This window comes from Streptomyces montanisoli (genome assembly GCF_017813245.1).
GTDB classification, from domain to species: domain Bacteria; phylum Actinomycetota; class Actinomycetes; order Streptomycetales; family Streptomycetaceae; genus Streptomyces; species Streptomyces montanisoli.
In genome coordinates this window covers 1-19404 of record NZ_JAGIQL010000128.1, presented here as the reverse complement: position 1 = coordinate 19404, position 19404 = coordinate 1, and the positions used below count along the sequence as shown (strand labels likewise).

The window sequence follows — 19404 nt, the reverse complement described above, 5'->3', positions numbered from 1 at the left end:
GGTCCGCCGCGGCCGCCTGCTTCACGGGGCGCGTGCGGCGCCTGCGCGGCTTGGCGGGTGCCTCGGCGGCCTCGGCCGTGTCCGGCGCCTCGGCGGGTGCCGGAACCGCGCTCTCCGCCGTGGCCGTGGCGCCCGAGCGCGTACGGCGGCGACGGCGCGGTGCCCGCTCGTCCGCCGCGTCCGCGGATTCCCGCGACTCGGCCGTGTCCACGGCCTCGGCCGCGCGGCCCTCCGCCTCGCCGACCGCCACGCCACCGCGCATGCGGCGACGCTGGCGCGGCGTGCGCGTACGGGCGGGACGCTCCTCGGTCGCGGCGGCGGGTGCGCCACCGCGGCGGCCGCGGCCGCCCGTCTCGCCCAGGTCCTCGACCCGCTCGGCCGACAGGCCCGCGCGCGTGCGTGCGGCACGCGGCAGGATGCCCTTCGTGCCCTCCGGGATGTCCAGCTCCTCGAACAGGTGCGGCGAGGTGGAGTACGTCTCGGGCGGGGACGGGAAGCCGAGGGAGAGCGCCTTGTCGATGAGCTGCCAGCGCGGGATGTCGTCCCAGTCCACCAGCGTGACGGCCGTACCCGTGGCGCCCGCGCGGCCCGTGCGGCCGATGCGGTGCAGGTAGGTCTTCTCGTCCTCGGGCGACTGGTAGTTGATCACGTGCGTGACGCCCTCGACGTCGATGCCGCGCGCGGCGACGTCGGTGCACACCAGCACGTCGACCTTGCCGTTGCGGAACGCGCGCAGCGCCTGCTCGCGCGCGCCCTGGCCGAGGTCGCCGTGGACGGCGCCCGCGGCGAAGCCGCGCTGCATCAGCTGGTCGGCGATGTCCGCCGCGGTGCGCTTGGTGCGGCAGAAGATCATCGCGAGGCCGCGGCCCTCCGCCTGGAGGATGCGGGCGACCATCTCCGGCTTGTCCATCGAGTGCGCCCGGTACACGCGCTGCGTGGTCGCGGCGACCGTCGCGCCCGCGTCGTCGGGCGACGTGGCGCTGATGTGCGTCGGCTGCGACATGTACCTGCGGGCGAGGCCGATGACCGCGCCCGGCATGGTCGCGGAGAACAGCATCGTCTGACGGCGGGTGGGCAGCAGCTGGATGATCTTCTCGACGTCGGGCAGGAAGCCCAGGTCGAGCATCTCGTCGGCCTCGTCGAGCACGAGCGCCCGCACGTGCGACAGATCCAGCTTGCGCTGGCCCGCCAGGTCGAGCAGGCGGCCGGGGGTGCCCACGATCACGTCGACGCCCTTGTTGAGGGCCTCGACCTGCGGCTCGTACGCGCGGCCGCCGTAGATCGCGAGGACGCGCACATTGCGCACCTTGCCCGCGGTCAGCAGGTCGTTGGTGACCTGCTGGCACAGCTCGCGCGTGGGGACGACGACCAGCGCCTGCGGCGCGTTCGTCAGCTGCTCGGGCGTCGCCCGGCCGGCCTCCACGTCGGCGGGGACGGTGACGCGCTCCAGCAGCGGCAGGCCGAAACCGAGGGTCTTGCCCGTGCCGGTCTTCGCCTGGCCGATGACGTCGGTGCCCGACAGGGCGACCGGGAGCGTCATCTCCTGGATGGGAAAGGGGGACTGAATGCCGACGGCTTCGAGGGCCTCGGCCGTCTCGGAAAGGATCCCGAGATCGCGGAACGTCGTAGTCAGGGTGCTGCCTCTTCCGTGAGGTGCGGTGCGAGGCGAACGCGGGGGTTCGTACCGCGCCGGAGTCCGCGCTGGTCGGAATCCCCGGTCGTGAGTGACCGGATGGCGCGGGACCCCTGCCGTCGCTCAAGCGCTCGTACCGCTCAGGGGGCCCCTCATGTGCGGGTTCGTGTGCAGCTCGGCGCACGGACCGCGCTGAGGGCGGTCGGGTCGGAGCCGATCGGGCCACCGACCGGGCATCCTCATGGGGCCTGTCCGAAGGCGGCCTGACCTCACACGCCGTGACGTTGCACAGCGGTCCTGTCGACCTTCGGTCAAACACTGTGATGGCCCGCCGAATATTCGGCAGGCGCATTACCACCATACCCCGGATTCGCGCACACGTGTCGGCCGAAGTTCACCAGGCGGTTCCCGGCCAGGCCAGGACCGGATCTTTTCCGCCCCCGGCGCGGACTATTGTGCGGATACGCGGGTGACGACGAGCACGACGAGCACGAGCACACGAATCGGAAGGTTGCCGTGGCAGACGCAGACAGCGAGAACACCGGGATCGCCGGGCAGGACTGGGCCACGGCGTCCGCGCAGCCGCAGTACCACGCGGCCGTCGTGGACCTCCTCGGCGCCCTCGCCTACGGCGAGCTGGCAGCCTTCGAACGCCTCGCCGAGGACGCGAAGCTCGCCCCGTCGCTCGCCGACAAGGCCGCGCTCGCGCGCATGGCGTCCGCCGAGTTCCACCACTTCGAGCAGCTGGACCAGCGGCTGCTCGAGATCGACGCGCACCCCACCGAGGCCATGGAGCCCTTCGCCAAGGCCCTGGACGAGTTCCACCGCCAGACCGCGCCGTCCGACTGGCTCGAAGGCCTGGTCAAGGCGTACGTCGGCGACTCGATCGCCAGCGACTTCTACCGCGAGGTCGCCGCCAGGCTCGACACCGACACGCGCGCGCTGGTCCTCGCGGTGCTCGACGACACCGGGCACGGCAACTTCGCCGTGGAGAAGGTGCGCGCCGCGATCGAGGCCGACCCGCGTGTCGGCGGCAGGCTCGCGCTGTGGGCGCGCCGCCTCATGGGCGAGGCGCTCTCGCAGGCCCAGCGCGTGGTGGCGGACCGCGACGCGCTCTCGACGATGCTGGTGGGCGGCGTGGCCGACGGCTTCGACCTGGCCGAGGTGGGCCGGATGTTCTCCCGCATCACGGAGGCGCACACCAAGCGCATGGCCGCGCTGGGCCTCGCCGCGTAGCGCACGCCCCTTACGGGATCGCGCGCCCGGCGACGGGCGCGCGGCCGACGACCGGCGCGTTCCCGGCGACGGGCACGGGCGCGGTCGCGGACGCCGCGGCGGCCGGGCGCAGAAGCAGCGAGATCATCACCGCGGACACGCCGAGCGCGCCGAGCAGCGTGGCCGGAACGTGCCCCGGGCCGAGCGCCTCATGCGTCACGTACGCGCCGAACAGAGCGCCGAGACCGCCCGCCAGCACCACCAGGTGCCGGGCGGGCAGGCGGCGCGCCAGCAGGGCGGCGGCGGCCGCGGACAGGCCGAGGCCGATCAGCGCAGCACCGAGAATCTCCAGGATCACGGGATCACCTCGCGGGCTTCCGGGCGGCACGCCGGGCGAGTGGCCGGCGCGTCCAGCCGGTCATTACCCGGTGTGCACGCCCGGCAACCCTGCCGTGACGGACGGCCCCGCGATCAGGTGACGCAGACGCAGACGCAGACGCACACGCGGATCGGCCCGGCAGGGGCATCCCCGCCGGGCCGATCCGTTCCGCGATGCGCCGCGTGCTCGACGGCGCCGTGCGCTAGACGGTGCCGAAGCCGACCCGCCGCTGCGCCGGCGCGCCGATCTCCACGTACGCGACCCGCTCCGCCGGCACGAGGACCTTGCGGCCCTTGTCGTCCGTGAGGCTGAGCAGCTGCTCCTTGCCGGCCAGCGCCTCCGACACCGTGCGCTCGACGTCCTCGGCGGACTGCCCGCTCTCCAGAACGATCTCCCGAGGCGCGTGCTGCACGCCGATCTTGACCTCCACGGCTATGTCCCTCCGAACGGTCAGTGCGTTGCGCGGCCTGACCGCGCGGTACGCAGCACACATTAGCCCGCGCCGAGGGCGCGCAAGACGCCGCGCTGCAACGCCCGCAGCGAACACCGGACGGGAACAAAGCGGCCCCCGCCCGCGTCCGCCCGCCCGTGACGCGCGTGCGGCCGGATCAGTGCCCCTCGCCGTGCAGCGGGAAGCCCGCGATACCGCGCCAGGCCAGCGACGTCAGCAGCGAGACCGCCTTCTCGCGCGGCACGGGCGACGAGCTGGAGAGCCAGTAGCGCGCCACCACCTGCGAGACCCCGCCGAGGCCGGTGGCCAGCAGCATCGACTCGTCCTTCGACAGGCCGGTGTCCTCGGCGATCACGTCGGAGATCGCCTCGGCGCACTGCATCGCCACCCGGTCGACACGCTCGCGCACCTCGGGCTCGTTCGTCAGGTCCGACTCGAAGACCAGCCGGAACGCGCCGCCCTCGTCCTCGACGTACGCGAAGTACGCGTCCATCGTCGCCTCGACGCGCTGCTTGTTGTCCGTCGTCGACGCGAGCGCCGTGCGCACGGACTGCAGCAGTGCCTCGCAGTGCTGGTCGAGCAGCGCCAGGTACAGCTCGAGCTTGCCCGGGAAGTGCTGGTAGAGCACCGGCTTGCTGACCCCGGCACGCTCGGCGATGTCGTCCATCGCCGCCGCGTGGTACCCCTGGGCCACGAAGACCTCCTGAGCCGCACCGAGCAGTTGGTTGCGCCGGGCGTGACGCGGCAGGCGCGTCCCTCGCGGCCGCGCCGCCTCCGTCTGCTCCATGGCTGTCACGCCGCCTCCCATATCGTTCTGTGCGCCGCTGAGGCCCCGTGGTCCACGAGTGGCCGGCGTGCGCTGTACCCCGACTGGCCATCGTACTTTTGGGTAACCCCCTGGCGCGCGGTACGGAAGGGAATTTCACATACCGGATGGTGGCCGGGACGTCGCGGACGGCGGGCTCAGCGGTAGTCGTCGTCCTCGCCGCCGCCCGCGGGGCGCGCCTGCTCCGCCCGGTCGGCCTCGTCGGCCTCGTCCGTCGCGCCGCGCGCGGGGCTCTCCTCCGCGTCGTCGTCCCGCACGTCCGCCCGCTGCTCGGCGGCGTCGGCCTCCGGGGTCTCGGCGTCCAGCTCGCCGCCCGGGGCCTCACGCCCGAACGTGTCCTGGTCGACGTACTCATCAGGGTTCTCGGGGACCGACATGAGTGCCCTTCCCGTCATGGCGCGCGCGTCCGCCGCGCCTCGTCTCGTCACCTGTTCTTCCGTGCTCCCTTCCCCCGGTGCCCCGGTTCGAGCGTAGAAGTCACCCGCGCGCGACGCCACGCGGCCTGTGACCGCCGCCACACGAACGTGTGCGTGACTCCCTACGTAACATTGCGGACATGTCTTCGACCGAGCTTCCGGAAACCGCCGCGGCCGCCGCGGCCTCCACGGCTCCGCGCGTGGCCCCCGTGGCCGTGGCGGAAGGGGAGCGGCTGAGCACGGTGGAGCTGCCGGGGCTCACCCTCACGGTCCGCGCGCGCCCCGGCGCGCGCACCGGACTGCCGCCCGCGCTGTACGTGCACGGGCTCGGCGGCTCCTCGCAGAACTGGTCGGCGCTGATGCCGCTGCTCGCCGACGTCGTCGACGGCGAGGCGGTCGACCTGCCCGGGTTCGGGGACTCGCCGCCGCCCGACGACGGCAACTACTCCCTCACCGGGCACGCGCGCGCGATCATCAGGCTGCTCGACGCGCGGCGCCGCGGCCCCGTGCACCTCATCGCGAACTCGCTCGGGGGTTCGGTCGCCACCAGGGTCGCAGCCGTACGCCCCGACCTCGTACGCACGCTGACGCTGATCTCGCCCGCGCTGCCGGAGATCCGCGTGCAGCGCGGCGCGCTGCCCACCGCCCTGATGGCGCTGCCCGGCGTGACGCCGCTGTTCACGCGCCTCAGCAGGGACTGGACGGCGGAGGACCGCACGCGCGGCGTGCTCGCGCTCTGCTACGGCGATCCCGCGTCGGTCAGTGACAAGGACCTCGGCGCCGCCGTGACCGAGATGGAGCGCAGGCTCCAACTGCCGTACTTCTGGGACGCGATGACACGCTCCGCGCGCGGCATCGTCAACGCGTACACGCTGGGCGGCCAGCACAACCTGTGGCGGCAGGCCGAGCGCGTGCTCGCGCCGACGCTGCTCGTCTACGGCGGCCGGGACCAGCTCGTCTCCTTCCGCATGGCGCGCAAGGCGTCGGCGGCCTTCCGCGACTCCCGCCTGCTGACGCTGCCGGACGCCGGCCACGTGGCCATGATGGAGTTCCCCGAGGTGGTCGCGCGGGCGGCGAGGGACCTCATCGCTCAGGCCGACGCGAGCTGATCCGCACGCGGCGCGCGCCGGGCTCGTGCGCCCCGCTCGCACGCCGCGGGTGCGCGCCGTGTAGCCGCTCGAACGCGCCCGCAACCGATTGGTTACGTGCATTCACCCCTTCCGGTGGCGCGATGGACAACCGTCCATCGCGCCACCTTCATATCCGCATACCGTCGTTCCGCAGCGGGTCGCCCGTACGGAGGCGGCCTCCCACAGGAGGAACGGGGGAGTGTTCGTGCGGATCGGACTGGTCACGGACGGTGGTTATCCGTACGCGAACGGCGAGTCCGGGCCCTGGTGCGACCGGCTCGTGCGCGGGCTCCACGACCACGAGTTCGACGTCTACGCGCTCAGCCGCAGCGCCCGGCAGGAGCGGTCCGGGCTCGTCGACCCGCCGCCGCAGGTGCGCCGGGTGCACACCGCGCCGCTGTGGGCGCCGGTGGACGACAAGGGCGCGTACGGCAGGCGCGAGCGCCGCCGGTTCGCCGAACACCTCGGTCGACTCGCGCTCGCCGTCTGCGACGAGCGGGCCGGCACCGACGAGGGCGCGGGCACCGACGAGGGCGCGGGCACCGACGAGGGCGCCGGCACCGACGAGGGCGCCGGCACCTTCGCCTCCGGCCTCTACGGCCTCGCGGAACTCGCCAGGGAACACGGCGGCTTGCACGCGGCCCTGCGCTCGGAGACCGCCCTGCGCGTCCTGGAGTCCGCGTGCCGTGCACCCGGCGCGCGCCGGAGCGTGCGGGGCGCGGCCGTCGCCGATCTCCTCGCCTTCGCCCACGAGTTGGAGCGCGCCCTGCGCCCCCTCTGCCTCGACTGGTACGACACCGAGGAAGGCGGCCTCGGGTCCGTGGACGTCTGCCACGCGACCTCGGCAGGACCCGCCGCGCTCCCCGGCCTGCTGGCCAAACGCTTCTTCGGCGTCCCCCTGCTGGTCACCGAGTACGGCGTCCGGCTGCGGGCGCACTACCTCGCCACCGACGCCGGACGCGAAGGGCCCTCGCGCGCCCCCCTGCGTGCGCTGCTGGCCGCCTTCCACGGCAGCCTCGCCGCCGAGGTCTACCGCGCCGCCAGCCTCGTCACGCCGGGCAACGCGCACGCGCGCCGCTGGCAGGAGCGGTGCGGCGCCGACCGCGCCAAGCTCCGCACCGTCCACCCCGGCATGGAGGCCGAGCGGTTCATCGAGGTGGGCGAGGGCGACGACACCGGCGACCGGGACACCCTCGTCTGGGTCGGCGCGATCGAGCCCGCCAAGGACCTCGTGACCCTGCTGCACGCCTTCGCGCAGATCCGCAAGGAGCGGCCCCGGACTCGGATGCGCATCGTGGGCGCGCCCTCCACCACCGGCGACGGCCCCGCCTACCTGGCTCACTGCCGGGCGCTCGCCGCCCAGTTGTTCCCCGACGAGGCCGCGGGCGCGTACGCGGTGGGGGAGAACCCCGTCTCGTTCGAGGAGGCCGGCGGGCCCGAGTCCCCCGAACTGGCCGACGCCTACGCCGGTGCCGGGATCGTCGTGCTCTCCAGCGCAGTCGAGGGGTTCCCCGTCAGCCTCGTCGAGGCCATGTTCTGCGGCCGCGCGACGGTCTCGACCGACGTCGGCGCCGTGGTGGAGGTCATCGGCGGCACCGGCCTCGTCGTCCCCGCGCACAACCCGAAGGCCCTCGCCGACGCGTGCCTGGGGCTGCTGGGCGACGACGGGCGCAGGCGGCGCCTGGGCGCGGCCGCGCACTCGCGCGCGCTCGAACTCTTCACCATCCGGCAGAACGTCGCCGCGTTCCGGGCCGCCTACCTCGAAATCGTCTCCCACACCCCGGTACAGCGCGTGGCGCAGGCGGTGGGCGCGGGCGGCGCGCCGCTGCCCTTCGCCGCGGCGGCCGAGGTGCACGTGCCGGTCCGCTGGGCGGCGCGGGCCGAGGAGGCCCTGGCCTCCGTGTCCGCGCAGGCCCCGGCGTCCGCGCGTGAGGCCGTCTGCGCGGGCGCGGCGGCGGGCGCAGGAGGCCGCGATGTCTGACGGAGGCACCACCATGGCACGCACAGCACCCGGCACCGCCGACCCGGTGAAGTCGCTGCTGCACCGGCACAGGACGCTGTGCGAGGACGCCGTCGATCCGCTGGAGATCGCCGCCGCCCTCGAAGCGCACGGCATCACCGACAAGGCCGCGCTCGCCCGCTTTCGCCACCGCGACGTCTTCGCCCTGGCCGAGGAGTTGTACGCGCGTGTCCCGCACGACACGGCGAGCGCCGAACCGGCCGTAGCGGCGCAGACCACCGGCGCCAAGCGCCTCGCGCCCTGGATGCTGGTCACGCCCCTGCCCGGCCTCGTCGCCGCCTTCACCCTGTTCCTCCTGGACCGCGCCGGCGGCCAGACCCGCCTGGGCGTCGCCCTGGCCGGCGCCGTGGCGCTCTCCTGCGCCGTCGCCGCGAGCCTGCGGCACGGCCCGCTGCGCGCCGAGGGCCGCCGCGCCCCCGCCGTCCGCCTCTGGGTGTACTGGCTGCTCGCCTACGCCGTGTACGGCGACGGGCTGCTCACCGCGCACGTCGAAGGCGGCTCCGGCCCGTCCTGGAGCGCCACGCCCACCTCGCTCGTCGCGCTCTCGTTCGCGGTGGTGCCCGCCGCGTGGTGCGCGCACCTCTTCTCCCTGCGCGCCAGGCGCGGGCTCGCCCGCAGCCGGGGCCTCGCGGACTTCACCGCGTCCACCAGGCCGACGCTGCTCGTGGCGGTGGCGCTGTACGCGTGCGCCCTGACCGGGATCGCGCTGCTCGTCCCGCCGCTGTTCCACGACGTCCACGGCTACGGCGGCGCCCTCGGCGTCCACGGCCTCCATGGCTTCCACGACGGCGGAGACCCCGCGCACGTGGCAGCCCTCGGCACCCTGCTGCTGCTCGCCAGGCTCCTGACCGTCCACGGCCGCCCCGGCGCGGCCGCCGCGGGGCTCGCCGCCGCCTGCGCGGTCGAGGCGCTGGCCAGCCTGTCCGTCCTCGTGTCCGGCCTGCCCGGCTACGCCGCACTCGGCACACCCGTCGCACAGGCCGTGCACGCCTGGGGCGCGGGCGCCGTACCCGCGCTCGCCTGCGGCGCGGCCGCGGCGGGGCTCCTCTGCCACGCGGCCGTCAGCCTCGCCAGAGCGTCGGCGCACACCTGAGGGCTCTGCCCGCGCCGCCGGGCCGCCGCCCCTTCACCACCACACCAAGGAGACGAACCGTCATGATCCCGCACCCCAGGCCACGGGCCCAGGTGGCCGCAACCGAGAGAGGGGCGTCCCGATGAGGGTCCTGCTGCTCGGCGCCAACGGCTTCCTCGGCCGCTTCGTCGCAGACCGCCTGCTCGCCGACCCCGCGGTCCACCTCACCGCGCTCGGCAGGGGCGACGACGCCGACGTGCGCTTCGACCTCGCGGGCGGCAGCCCCGGAGCCCTGACGCGCTTCATGGACGCCGTGCACCCGGGCGTGGTCATCAACTGCGCCGGCTCCACTCGTGGCGGCGCGCGCGACCTGATCCGCCACAACACCGTGTCCGTCGCCACCGTCTGCGAGGCCCTCAGGCGCAGCGGCTGCGGCGCGCGTCTCGTGCAGATCGGCTGCGCCTCCGAGTACGGGCCCTCGCAGCCAGGCTCGTCCACCGCGGAGGACGCGGTGCCGCGGCCCGGCGGCCCGTACGGCGTGAGCAAGCTCTCCGCCACGGAGCTGGTGCTCGGCTCGGGGCTCGACGCGGTCGTGCTGCGCGTCTTCTCCCCGGTCGGCCCGGGCACGCCCGCGGGCTCGCCGCTCGGCAGGCTCGCCGAGGCCATGCGGCGGGCCATGCAGGCCGGCGACCCGGAGCTCAAGCTGGCCGGACTCGGCGTGCAGCGCGACTTCGTGGACGTACGTGACGTCGCGCGCGCCGTCCACGCGGCCTCGCTCTCGGCCGCCCAGGGCGTCGTCAACATCGGCACGGGCAGGGCGGTCAAGCTCAGGGACGCGGCCGCCGTGCTGGCCAGGGTGGCCGGTTACGCGGGCGCGCTCAACGAGCTGGACGCGCCGTCCCCCGCCGTCGCGCGCGCCCACGGCCACGGCCCGATCGGCGCGCCGCGCGGCGAGCCCGCGGCCGAGCACCTGGGCGTCGGCCCGTTTCCGTACCCCGACGGCTGCGGCCCCTGGCAGCAGGCCGACGTCCGCACGGCGCGCGACCGGCTCGGCTGGCGCCCGAGGATCGGTCTGGAGGAGTCGCTGGCGGACATCTGGATGGAGGCCGCGTGCCGCATCTGACCAGCACGGGACGGCCGCGGGCCGGCACGGAGGCGGGCAGGACGGGATTCGGCGTCCCCGGCTACGCGCACCCGCTGCTCGCGCCCGTCGAGTGGGCCGAACTGACCAGACCCGGCACCCCGCTGCACTGGGCGGTGCTCAACGTCGCCGACGGCCCTGGCGACCGGCCCGACCCGCACTGCCTGGAGGCGGCGGGGCGGCTGACCAACGCCGGGGCCAGGGTCCTCGGCCACCTGGACCTGCGCCACGGCACCCGCGACTTCGCCGAGCTTGTGCTCGACGCCCAGCGGTTCGCCGACTGGTACCGCGTCGGCGGCTTCTACCTGGACCGCGCGCCGTCCGACCGTGAGGGCCTGGCCGGCGTGAGGCGGATCACCGCGACCCTGGAGGCGGTGCTCGACGGCGGGCACCTCGTACTCGGCCACGGCACGCACCCGTACGCCGGATACGCGGAGGCGGCCGACCAGTTGGTGACGTTCTGCGGCGCGTGGGCCGACTACCGCTGGTCGCAGGCGGCCGAGTGGACGGCCGCCTATCCGCAGGACCACTTCGTCCACCTGGTGCACGGCGTGCCGCGCACCCACCTGGACGAGGCGGTGCGCATCGCGCGCTGGCAGGGCGCGGGCACGATCTTCTTCACCGACCGCTCCGATCCGAGCGGCCTCGGCGACCCGTTCGCGGCACTGCCCGGGTACTGGGACGAGATCGTCTCGCTCGTCGGACCGGGTATCTCGGAATGAGAAAGCGCATGGCACTGTTACAGGGAGAACAGTTACCGAATTGACCTACCCCTGTAGAGGTCCCTGTGTCGTTGCCCCCCTTGGTCGAGCCCGCCGAAGGGCTCACCGTCGACGAGGTCCGCAGGTACTCCCGTCACCTGATCATCCCCGACGTGGGCATGGACGGGCAGAAGCGGCTCAAGAACGCGAAGGTGCTCATCGTGGGCGCCGGAGGACTCGGGTCCCCGGCGCTCATGTACCTGGCCGCGGCCGGTGTCGGCACGCTCGGCATCGTCGAGTTCGACGAGGTCGACGAGTCGAACCTGCAGCGCCAGATCATCCACAGCCAGTCCGACATCGGCAGGTCCAAGGCCGAGTCCGCGAAGGACTCGATCAAGGGCATCAACCCGTACGTGAACATCGTCCTGCACGAGGAACGGCTCGAAGCCGAGAACGTGATGGACATCTTCGCGGCGTACGACCTGATCGTGGACGGGACGGACAACTTCGCCACCCGTTACCTGGTCAACGACGCCTGTGTGCTGCTGAACAAGCCGTACATCTGGGGTTCGATCTACCGCTTCGACGGCCAGGCCAGCGTCTTCTGGTCCGAGCACGGCCCCTGCTACCGCTGCCTGTACCCGGAGCCGCCCCCGCCCGGCATGGTCCCGTCGTGCGCCGAGGGCGGCGTGCTGGGCGTGCTGTGCGCGTCCATCGGCTCCATCCAGGTCAACGAGGCGATCAAGCTCCTCGCGGGCATCGGTGAGCCGCTCGTCGGGCGTCTGATGATCTACGACGCCCTGGAGATGCAGTACCGCCAGGTCAAGGTGCGCAAGGACCCCGACTGCGCGGTCTGCGGCGAGAACCCGACGGTCACGGAGCTCATCGACTACGAGGCGTTCTGCGGTGTCGTGTCGGAGGAGGCCCAGGAGGCCGCCGCCGGTTCGACGATCACTCCGAAGCAGCTCAAGGAGTGGATCGACGACGACGAGAACATCGAGATCATCGACGTCCGCGAGCCCAACGAGTACGAGATCGTGTCCATCCCGGGCGCCAAGCTGATCCCGAAGGACCAGTTTTTGATGGGCAACGCGCTGGAGTCGCTCCCGCAGGACAAGAAGATCGTCTTGCACTGCAAGACGGGTGTCCGCAGTGCGGAAGTCCTCGCGGTGCTGAAGTCCGCGGGCTTCTCCGACGCGGTGCACGTCGGTGGCGGTGTCATCGGCTGGATCAACCAGGTCGAGCCGAGCAAGCCCGTCTACTAGGGGTTACGCGCGTTACGCGAGTGAAGGGCCGGTCGGCGCACGGGGTGCGCGGACCGGCCCTTCTTCGTCACGTCACCGGCAGACCGTGCCGGCGGCCGGCAGCTTCCCGTCCAGCAGGTACGTGTTGACGGTGCGCTGCACGCACGCGTTGCCGCTGTCGTACGCGCCGTGGCCCTGCCCCTTGTACGTGAGCTCCACGGCCACGCCCTTGCCCAGCGCCTTCTCCATCGCCTTGGCGCCCTCGTACGGCGTGGCGGGGTCCCCGGTGTTGCCGACGACGAGGATCGGGGCCGAGCCGGGCGCGCTGACGTCCGGGTGGGTCCAGCGCCCGGCCACGGGCCACTTGGAGCAGCTGAGCATCCCCCAGCCGAGCAGGTTGCCGAAGACGGGCGACGCCTTGCGGAACTCCGGCAGGCTCTGCTGGGTCTGCGCCAGGCCGAAGCGCTCCTTGGAGTCCAGGCAGTTGACGGCGGCGTTGGCGGCCTGCGTGTTGCTGTAGCGGCCGTGCTGGTCGCGGCCGTTGAGCGAGTCCGACAGGGCGAGCAGCAGCGCCCCGTCGCCGCCGTGCGCCTCGTCGAGGCCCTGTTCGAGCAGCGGCCAGAAGTCCTTCGAGTACAGCGCCTCCACCACGCCGTTGGTGGCCTCGGTCTGCGTCAGCTTGCGCGATCCGATGCCCTGGATCGGGTGGGTGTCGAGCTTGTCGAGCATCGTGACGATGAACTGCTCGATCTCCTGCGGGGTCGAGCCGGGCAGCTGGCAGGCGTCGCCGCGCGAGACGCAGTCCTTGGCGAAGTTGTCCAGGGCGAGCTGGAACCCCTTGGCCTGGCCGAGTGCGCCCTGTTCGGAGTCCTGGGTCGGGTCGACGACGCCGTCGAAGATCGCCCGTCCGACGTGGGTGGGGAAGAGGTGCGCGTACACGCCGCCGAGTTCGGTGCCGTACGAGATGCCGAAGTAGTACAGCTTCTTGTCGCCGAGCACCTGCCGCATCAGGTCCATGTCGCGTGCGGCCTCGGTGGTGCCCACGTGCGGCAGCCTGCCGGACGAGTTGCTCTGGCAGGCGCCCGCGTACTTGGCGAGCGCCGCCGTGTACGCCTTCTTCTCGGCGGCGGTGTCGGGCGTCGAGTCCATGGCGTAGAAGGAGTCGAGCTGCTTGTCGTTCTCGCACTCGACGGGGGCGCTGTCGCCGACGCCGCGCGGGTCGAAGCTGACGAGGTCGTAGCGTGCCCGCAGCTTCTCGTAGTCCTTCGCGAACGAGGGCAGGCCGGTGACGCCCGAGCCGCCGGGGCCGCCGAAGTTGAAGATGAGCGAACCGATGCGGTGCTTCTGGTCGGTGGCCTTCACGCGGATGAGGGCGAGGCGGATCGTGCCGGACGACGGGTGCGCGTAGTCCAGCGGAACGGACATGTCGGCGCACTGCCAGGTGCCGCCGTGCGGCAGCGGCTTGGGCGCCGAGCCGCCGCCCTGCGCCACACTCGGGGCGCCGCAGGCGCGCCAGTCGAGTTTCTGCGTCGCGAGGTCGCTGGGTGCGGGCGACGCTCCGGAGGCCGGCGCGGAGCCGCTGTCCGCGGCATCGGAGCATCCGGCGAGGGCGACGAGGGCGAGGGCGGACACGGCGGCGACCAGGGATCTGCGCATGGTCCCCATGCTGGCGCCGCGCCCGCGCCGCCGCCCGTGGCCACGGTCCAAGCGGGTGGCGGGGCCGGTCCTGCCCGGCACCCCGGGCAGGACCGACCCCTACGAGTGCCGCCGGCCGCGGGGGCGCCACCGGGCGCGGGGGCGCCGTCTCCGCGGCAGGGCGCCCGCCCCGGGCGGCCACTGCCGTGGCGGGGCGTTGGGGCGGGCGCCCCGCCGCCCCGCCGGTCCGTCCACACGGGCCTGCCCCCAGCACGCTGCCATGCGCCCCGGGCCGGGCCCCCAGGGGCCACTGACCCCGTGCACACGGCCGACCGCGGCCCCATGCCCCGGGCCCGGCCCTGTGCGAGGACGCAGGCAAGCTCCGTCGCCCCCGTGTCAGAGTGAGCCTCTGCGGGTCAGGTGGTTGAAGGCGATCCACCCCGGCAGCACCGGGATCCACAGCGTCATCAGGCGGAACAGCAGCACCGCAGGCGCCGCGACCTCCTTCGGCAGGCCCACCGCCAGCAGGCCCAGCGTCAGGGCGCCGTCGATCGCTCCCACGCCGCCTGGGGTGGGCGCGGCGGAGCCGATCGCGTTGCCCGCCAGGAAGACGACGGCGATGCTCGCGTAGCTCAGCTGCTGGTGGCCGTTGTCGAACGCGCGGATCGACGCGTCGAGGCACATCACGAACATGCCCGTCAGCAGCAGCTGGCCGCCGATGCCCGTCACCAGCTTCATCGGCTGCTGCAGGACGTCCAGCATGCGCGGCACGACGCCCGCGAACAGCGACCGCAGCCGCGTCACCACCCACTTGCGCAGGAACGGGATCGCCGTCACCACCAGGACGAGCACCGCGACCGTCAGCAGCCCCGCGATCACCGTCCTCGACGGGGTGAGCGACGTCGTCTTCTCCGTGCCCGTCAGGTAGCCGAAGGCCGCCAGCAGCAGGATGTGCGCCCCGAGCCCGAACAGCTGGGACGCTCCCACGCTCGCCACCGCGAGGCCCGGGCGCACCCCGGAGCGCTGAAGGAACCGCGTGTTCAGCGCGACACCGCCGACCGCCGCCGGTGCGACGATCTTCACGAAGGACCCGGCGACCTGCGCGGACACCGTGCGCAGGAACGGCACCCGCTCGGGCACGAAGCCGAGCAGGCTCATCGCGGCCGCCACGTACGACGCCGCCGAGAACAGCACCGCGGCCGCCACCCAGCCCCAGTGCGCCTTGCTGATGACCATGCCGAAGTCGAGCTGCGTGAGCTGCGACAGCAGGAAGTACGCGGCGATCGCGCCCGCGATGAACCCGATCAGCGTGCGCGGCCTGATCCGTTCGAGGCGCACCGGCTCCACCGGCGCCTGCGGCCTGATCAGCAGCACCTGCTTTCGGATCTGCGAGAGCAGATCCTCCTCGCGTGCCCCGCCCAGAGCGTCGTCTATGGCGCGCTTCTCCGCCTGCTTCTCCGCCCGCACCGACTTGCGCGCGGCCTTCTTGTCGCCGTCCGTCTCGGCGGCCGCCTCCGCGAGCCGCGCCTTCTTGTTCGCGGCCGACGCCTCCAGCACGGCCTCGCGCTCGCGCTGCGACCGCTCGCGCGCGAGTCTGCGCAGCGTCGCGCGCGTCGAACGGCTCAGCGCGATCGGCTGGAGCAGCGGCAGGCAGTCGGCGACCGCGTCAGGCCCCAGCACCCCCACCGCCGCCGCGACGGAGCGCTCCGCGCCGACCCGCAGGCCGACCGTGGTGAGCAGCTGCGCGGTGTCCATGCGCAGCACCAGGTCGCTCGCGGCGATCTCGCCGCCGCGCAGCTCCGTGAGCGTGACGCGGCCCGCGCGGTCCACGAGCAGCGCGTCCCCGGTCAGGCTGCGGTGCGCGATGCGCCGCGACTGCAGCGCACGCACCTGCTCCCAGGAGCCGCGCATCAGCTCGTCGGTGATCTCGTCGTCCGCGAGCGCGTCGAGCGTGCGCCCGCCGAGGTGCTCGTAGACGAGCATGACGGCGTCGGGCCCGAGCTCCGATGTGGCGATCAGCTTGGGGGCGCGTGCGCCCGCCGCGATCGCCGCGTACGCGAGCAGCGCCTCCTGCTCGAGCGCCTGACGCAGGGACGGGATGGACCTGCCCGAGGTGATCGAGCGCAGCGTCAGCCTGCGCCACACCCGGTAGAAGAACCCCTGCGCCTGCTGCTCGCGGTCGACGACGGTGACGTCGAGCGGCGGCCCGTCCTCCAGGGAGACGAAGTACCGCCGGCCGCGGTCGGCCGCCTCGACGGGCTCGGACGACGGTTCCTCGGCGCGCATCGCGCTGACCGGCCGGAAGCCGACGCGGCGCAGGCCGGCCATGAGGGTCTGGCCGGTGGGGCGCACGTTCGGCGAGCCGACCGCGTACAGCGTCCCGTACGCCACGGTCCAGCCGATGAGCACGGTCAGGATGATCGAGAAGGGTGTCGTGTATCCGGCGACGAGCATGGCGAACGCGTCGAGCAGCAGCACCGCCCACAGCACCACGCGCCAGCGCGGCCTTCGGGCCATCCCGACGGCCGTCATGTAGGCGATGACGGGCGCGAGGTAGCCGTGCACGGGGTCGGTCGCGCCGCTGCCGACCTGCGGCATCGTCAGGGCGGCCTGCAAGCCGTGCGGGGCGGCGCGCGCCACCCACAGGTCGGTGGCGAGGGTCACGCCGTGGGCGAGCACCGCCGCGAGCACGCCGTCCGCGATGCGCAGCCCGTCCCGTTTGATCAGGCGCTCGATCGCGAACGCGACGGGCACGAGCAGCACGGCGATGCTGGACAGCAGCCCCGCGAACTTGGCGAGCAGGTCGGGCGCCTGGCCCGTACCCCTGCTGATGTCCTGCTCCAGGCCGGACGTGGTGCCGTGGGCGAACGCGGACAGCAGCAGCACGAGGACGATGGCGAGCAGCCCCACGAGCAGGCGCAGCAGGTCGGAGGGGCGGTGCACGCGCGCGGCGAGCAGCGGCTCGTCGCCGGAGACGCGGTCCGCGAGCGGGACGTCGTCGTTGTCCTCGTCGCCGGCGGGCTCCGTCTGGGCGCGCACCGCCTCGGGGGACTCGGTGTCGTCGTCCGTCACGGCCGCGTCCTCGCGGGCCGCGTGCTCCCGAGCCGCGAGCTCCCCGGCCGCGTCTTCCGCGGCCGCGTCCTCCCCGGCGGTGGGTGGCGTGCCGTCGCGGTCGCACGGCTCACCGCCGGAGGGGCCCTCGGCCGTGGCAGGCCGTCCGGCCTGCTCCTCCGTCGCGTCCGTGTCTTCTCGATCTTGTATCACCAGTCACCGCCCGCACGATGGTGGCACGTGAGGTCCGCGCACGGGGGCAACACAGGGCGTTGCGCGCACAGATGAGCAGTGAGACGCGCCGGTTTGCCCCGGTATGCGGGCACTGAGCCCGGTCGCCGCGACTGTCCGTGCCGTGAGGCAGGATGGGACGGATGAGGCGGCAGGAGCACGAACGGGACGGAAAGCGGGCGGCCTCGGCCGGTCCGGCCGAGGTCGCGGAGCCGGTGGACGGCGCGGAGCCGGTGGACGGCGCGGGCGTGCTGCCGGAGTACGCGGAGCGGGTCCTCGACGTCGCGGAGCTGATCCCGCCGGGCCGGGTCATGACGTACGGCGATGTCGCCGAGTGGCTCGGGGAGGGCGGCCCGCGCCAGGTGGGCCGCGCCATGGCGCTGTACGGCGGTGCGGTGCCGTGGTGGCGCGTGGTGCGCTCCGACGGCGTGCTGCTCGCGGGCCACGAACTGCGGGCACTCGACGCGTACCGGGCGGAGGGCACGCCGCTGCGGGAGGCCGCGCGCAGCGCCGATGGCCACCTGCCCCGCCTCGACATGCGGCGCGCCAGGTGGGACGGCGGCGCGGTGGGCGGCGGGCAGGCCGCGGAGCACGCGGGCGATCGGTCTCACATATGACAGTTTCCGCCATCGTGGTGCGGGATGGAGAGGCCCGGTCGGTTTCGTACGACCGCCTGCGTCCCCAGGACCCGGCGGCGTAGCGTCTGCCGCACGCGTCACGCCCGGCTCCGGCGCCGCCGCCGGGCCCCACATGGCCCGTTCGACTCCTCGCACCTCAGCACCCCCTCGTACGCACTTCCAGGACCGGCGATCGACGTGAGCTCCTCCACCACCACCGGACGCCCCCCGCACCAGGGGGCGCGGCAGCGGGGCGCCGGCGCCTACCGTCTGGTACGCGCCGCCCCCGTACCGGCGGACCTCCCTGTGCTGGACGCGGCACAGCGCGCGGTGGTTGACCACGGGGCGGGACCGCTGCTCGTGCTCGCCGGTCCCGGCACGGGCAAGACCACGACGCTGGTGGAGTCCGTCGCGGCACGCGTCGCGCGCGGCGGCGACCCGGCGCGGATCCTCGTGCTCACGTTCAGCCGCAAGGCCGCGGTCGAGCTGCGCGACCGGATGGCGGCCCGGCTCGGCGGCGCACGCGCGCCGCAGGCGACCACGTTCCACTCGCTGTGCTACGCCCTGGTACGCGCGCACCAGGACGCCGCCCTGTTCAGGGAGCCCCTGCGGCTGCTGTCTGGCCCCGAGCAGGACGTCGCCGTGCGCGACCTGCTCGCCGGCCAGATCGACCTCGCGCGCGAGGGGCGCTCGCGCGTGCGCTGGCCCGACGACCTCAGGGCCTGCCTGACGACGCGCGGATTCGCCGACGAGGTGCGCGCGGTGCTGGCGCGCAGCCGTGAGCTCGGCCTCGGCCCCGATGCGCTCGGCGCGTTCGCGGCGCGCACGGGGCGCCCCGACTGGCGGGCGGCCGCCGCCTTCCTCGCCGAGTACCTCGACGTGCTCGACCTCCAGGGCGTGCTGGACTACGCGGAGCTCGTGCACCGGGCGGCGCTGCTCGCCGACCTCCCCGACGTGGGCCCGAAGCTGGCGGCCTCGTACGACGCGGTCTTCGTCGACGAGTACCAGGACACGGACCCGGCGCAGGTCAGGCTGTTGCGCGCGCTGGCGGGCGGCGGGCGGACGCTGGTCGCGTTCGGCGACCCCGACCAGTCGATCTACGCGTTCCGCGGCGCCGACGTCAACGGCGTACTCGACTTCCCGCGCGCCTTCCCGCGCGGCGACGGCCGCGAGGCGCCGGTCGCGGTCCTCACCCGCACCCGGCGCTCGGGGGCCCGCCTGCTGGCCGCGACGCGCGAGGTGGCTCGGCGCATGCCGCTGCCGCGCCTACCGCGCGAGGCGGTCAGCGCGCACCGCGGACCCGAGCCGGTGCGGGACGGTGGCAGGGCGGAGGTGTACACCTTCCCCACGCCGTCCACGGAGCTGGACAACGTCGCGGACATCCTGCGCAGGGCGCACCTGGAGGACGGGGTCGGCTGGAGCGACATGGCGGTGCTGGTGCGCGCGGGCGGCCGCACCATCCCGTCGATCCGCAGGGCGCTGACGTCGGCGGGCGTGCCGGTCGAGGTCGACGGCGACGACATCCCGCTGCGCCACGAGCCGGCGGTGGCCCCCCTGCTGACGGCGCTCCGCGCGGTGGCGAGGGCAACGCTCGCGGCCCCCGAGGGCGTCGGCCGCGAGGGCCCGGCCCCCGGCGCTGCGG

The 19404-nt window shown here is 73.9% G+C and carries 16 protein-coding genes; 9 read left to right on the top strand and 7 right to left on the bottom strand.

Annotation, left to right across the window (positions count from 1 at the left end):
• Window positions 1-1540 (bottom strand): DEAD/DEAH box helicase (locus JFN87_RS24780; RefSeq protein ID WP_307865587.1); only part of this gene is annotated, 1540 nt, incomplete at its 3' end.
• Between the two features lie 609 nt (window positions 1541-2149).
• Here JFN87_RS24780 and JFN87_RS24775 point away from each other — a divergent pair.
• A complete protein-coding gene (locus tag JFN87_RS24775; protein WP_209343301.1) occupies window positions 2150-2869 on the top strand; it encodes a ferritin-like fold-containing protein in 720 nt (239 codons plus the stop codon).
• A gap of 10 nt (window positions 2870-2879) precedes the next feature.
• Here JFN87_RS24775 and JFN87_RS24770 read toward each other — a convergent pair whose 3' ends face one another.
• The 4 genes from JFN87_RS24770 to JFN87_RS24755 all read right to left on the bottom strand — a co-directional run bounded on the left by JFN87_RS24770 (window position 2880) and on the right by JFN87_RS24755 (window position 4932).
• Window positions 2880-3206: a hypothetical protein gene (locus JFN87_RS24770; RefSeq protein WP_307865586.1), complete on the bottom strand. Its 327-nt coding sequence runs from the start codon at window positions 3204-3206 to the stop codon at window positions 2880-2882.
• A 223-nt stretch (window positions 3207-3429) separates the two neighbouring features.
• Window positions 3430-3657, bottom strand: coding sequence for a DUF3107 domain-containing protein (locus tag JFN87_RS24765; protein ID WP_209343300.1), 228 nt, complete (start codon window positions 3655-3657; stop codon window positions 3430-3432).
• A 178-nt stretch (window positions 3658-3835) separates the two neighbouring features.
• The gene (locus JFN87_RS24760) at window positions 3836-4474 is read right to left on the bottom strand and encodes a TetR/AcrR family transcriptional regulator (RefSeq protein WP_209343299.1); all 639 of its coding nucleotides are present in this window, start codon (window positions 4472-4474) and stop codon (window positions 3836-3838) included.
• Window positions 4475-4641: 167 nt separating this feature from the next.
• Complete coding sequence (locus JFN87_RS24755; protein WP_307865585.1) at window positions 4642-4932, bottom strand: hypothetical protein; 291 nt, start codon at window positions 4930-4932, stop codon at window positions 4642-4644.
• A 128-nt stretch (window positions 4933-5060) separates the two neighbouring features.
• On the opposite strand from JFN87_RS24755, the gene JFN87_RS24750 reads away from it, so the two are divergent.
• From JFN87_RS24750 to moeZ, 6 genes are all read left to right on the top strand, one after another.
• Window positions 5061-6029: an alpha/beta fold hydrolase gene (locus JFN87_RS24750; RefSeq protein WP_209343298.1), complete on the top strand. Its 969-nt coding sequence runs from the start codon at window positions 5061-5063 to the stop codon at window positions 6027-6029.
• 226 nt (window positions 6030-6255) lie between these two features.
• The gene (locus tag JFN87_RS24745) at window positions 6256-8031 is read left to right on the top strand and encodes a DUF3492 domain-containing protein (protein WP_209343297.1); all 1776 of its coding nucleotides are present in this window, start codon (window positions 6256-6258) and stop codon (window positions 8029-8031) included.
• Between the two features lie 13 nt (window positions 8032-8044).
• On the top strand, window positions 8045-9163 hold the full coding sequence (locus JFN87_RS24740; protein WP_245181143.1) for a hypothetical protein: 1119 nt from the start codon (window positions 8045-8047) through the stop codon (window positions 9161-9163).
• A gap of 121 nt (window positions 9164-9284) precedes the next feature.
• The gene (locus JFN87_RS24735) at window positions 9285-10265 is read left to right on the top strand and encodes an SDR family oxidoreductase (protein ID WP_209343296.1); all 981 of its coding nucleotides are present in this window, start codon (window positions 9285-9287) and stop codon (window positions 10263-10265) included.
• Window positions 10253-11005, top strand: a complete 753-nt coding sequence (locus tag JFN87_RS24730) for a spherulation-specific family 4 protein (protein WP_209343295.1) — start codon at window positions 10253-10255, stop codon at window positions 11003-11005. The genes JFN87_RS24735 and JFN87_RS24730 overlap by 13 nt, the downstream gene beginning before the upstream one ends.
• 65 nt (window positions 11006-11070) lie before the next feature.
• A complete protein-coding gene (gene moeZ, locus JFN87_RS24725; RefSeq protein WP_209343294.1) occupies window positions 11071-12249 on the top strand; it encodes an adenylyltransferase/sulfurtransferase MoeZ in 1179 nt (392 codons plus the stop codon).
• 72 nt (window positions 12250-12321) lie between these two features.
• Here the strand turns inward: moeZ and JFN87_RS24720 are convergent, their stop codons facing one another.
• Complete coding sequence (locus tag JFN87_RS24720; protein WP_307865584.1) at window positions 12322-13884, bottom strand: alpha/beta hydrolase; 1563 nt, start codon at window positions 13882-13884, stop codon at window positions 12322-12324.
• A 375-nt stretch (window positions 13885-14259) separates the two neighbouring features.
• Window positions 14260-17127 carry a lysylphosphatidylglycerol synthase domain-containing protein gene (locus JFN87_RS24715; RefSeq protein WP_307865583.1) on the bottom strand — a complete coding sequence of 956 codons (2868 nt, stop codon included), beginning with the start codon at window positions 17125-17127 and terminating at the stop codon, window positions 14260-14262.
• Window positions 17128-17288: 161 nt separating this feature from the next.
• On the opposite strand from JFN87_RS24715, the gene JFN87_RS24710 reads away from it, so the two are divergent.
• Together JFN87_RS24710 and JFN87_RS24705 are read left to right on the top strand one after the other, a co-directional pair.
• Entirely contained in the window at window positions 17289-17762 is a 474-nt protein-coding gene (locus JFN87_RS24710; RefSeq protein ID WP_245181142.1) for an MGMT family protein, read from the top strand.
• A 198-nt stretch (window positions 17763-17960) separates the two neighbouring features.
• The coding region (locus JFN87_RS24705) for an ATP-dependent helicase (RefSeq protein WP_209343292.1) at window positions 17961-19404 on the top strand (1444 nt) is incomplete at its 3' end.

What these genes read in the sequence shown, in the direction of transcription:
- JFN87_RS24750 (WP_209343298.1), top strand. Translation starts at nt 5,061, where the DNA reads ATGTCTTCGACCGAGCTTCCGGAAACCGCCGCGGCCGCCGCGGCCTCC.
- JFN87_RS24740 (WP_245181143.1), top strand. Translation starts at nt 8,045, where the DNA reads ATGGCACGCACAGCACCCGGCACCGCCGACCCGGTGAAGTCGCTGCTG.
- JFN87_RS24735 (WP_209343296.1), top strand. Translation starts at nt 9,285, where the DNA reads ATGAGGGTCCTGCTGCTCGGCGCCAACGGCTTCCTCGGCCGCTTCGTC.
- JFN87_RS24720 (WP_307865584.1), bottom strand. Translation starts at nt 13,884, where the DNA reads ATGCGCAGATCCCTGGTCGCCGCCGTGTCCGCCCTCGCCCTCGTCGCC.
- JFN87_RS24710 (WP_245181142.1), top strand. Translation starts at nt 17,289, where the DNA reads ATGAGGCGGCAGGAGCACGAACGGGACGGAAAGCGGGCGGCCTCGGCC.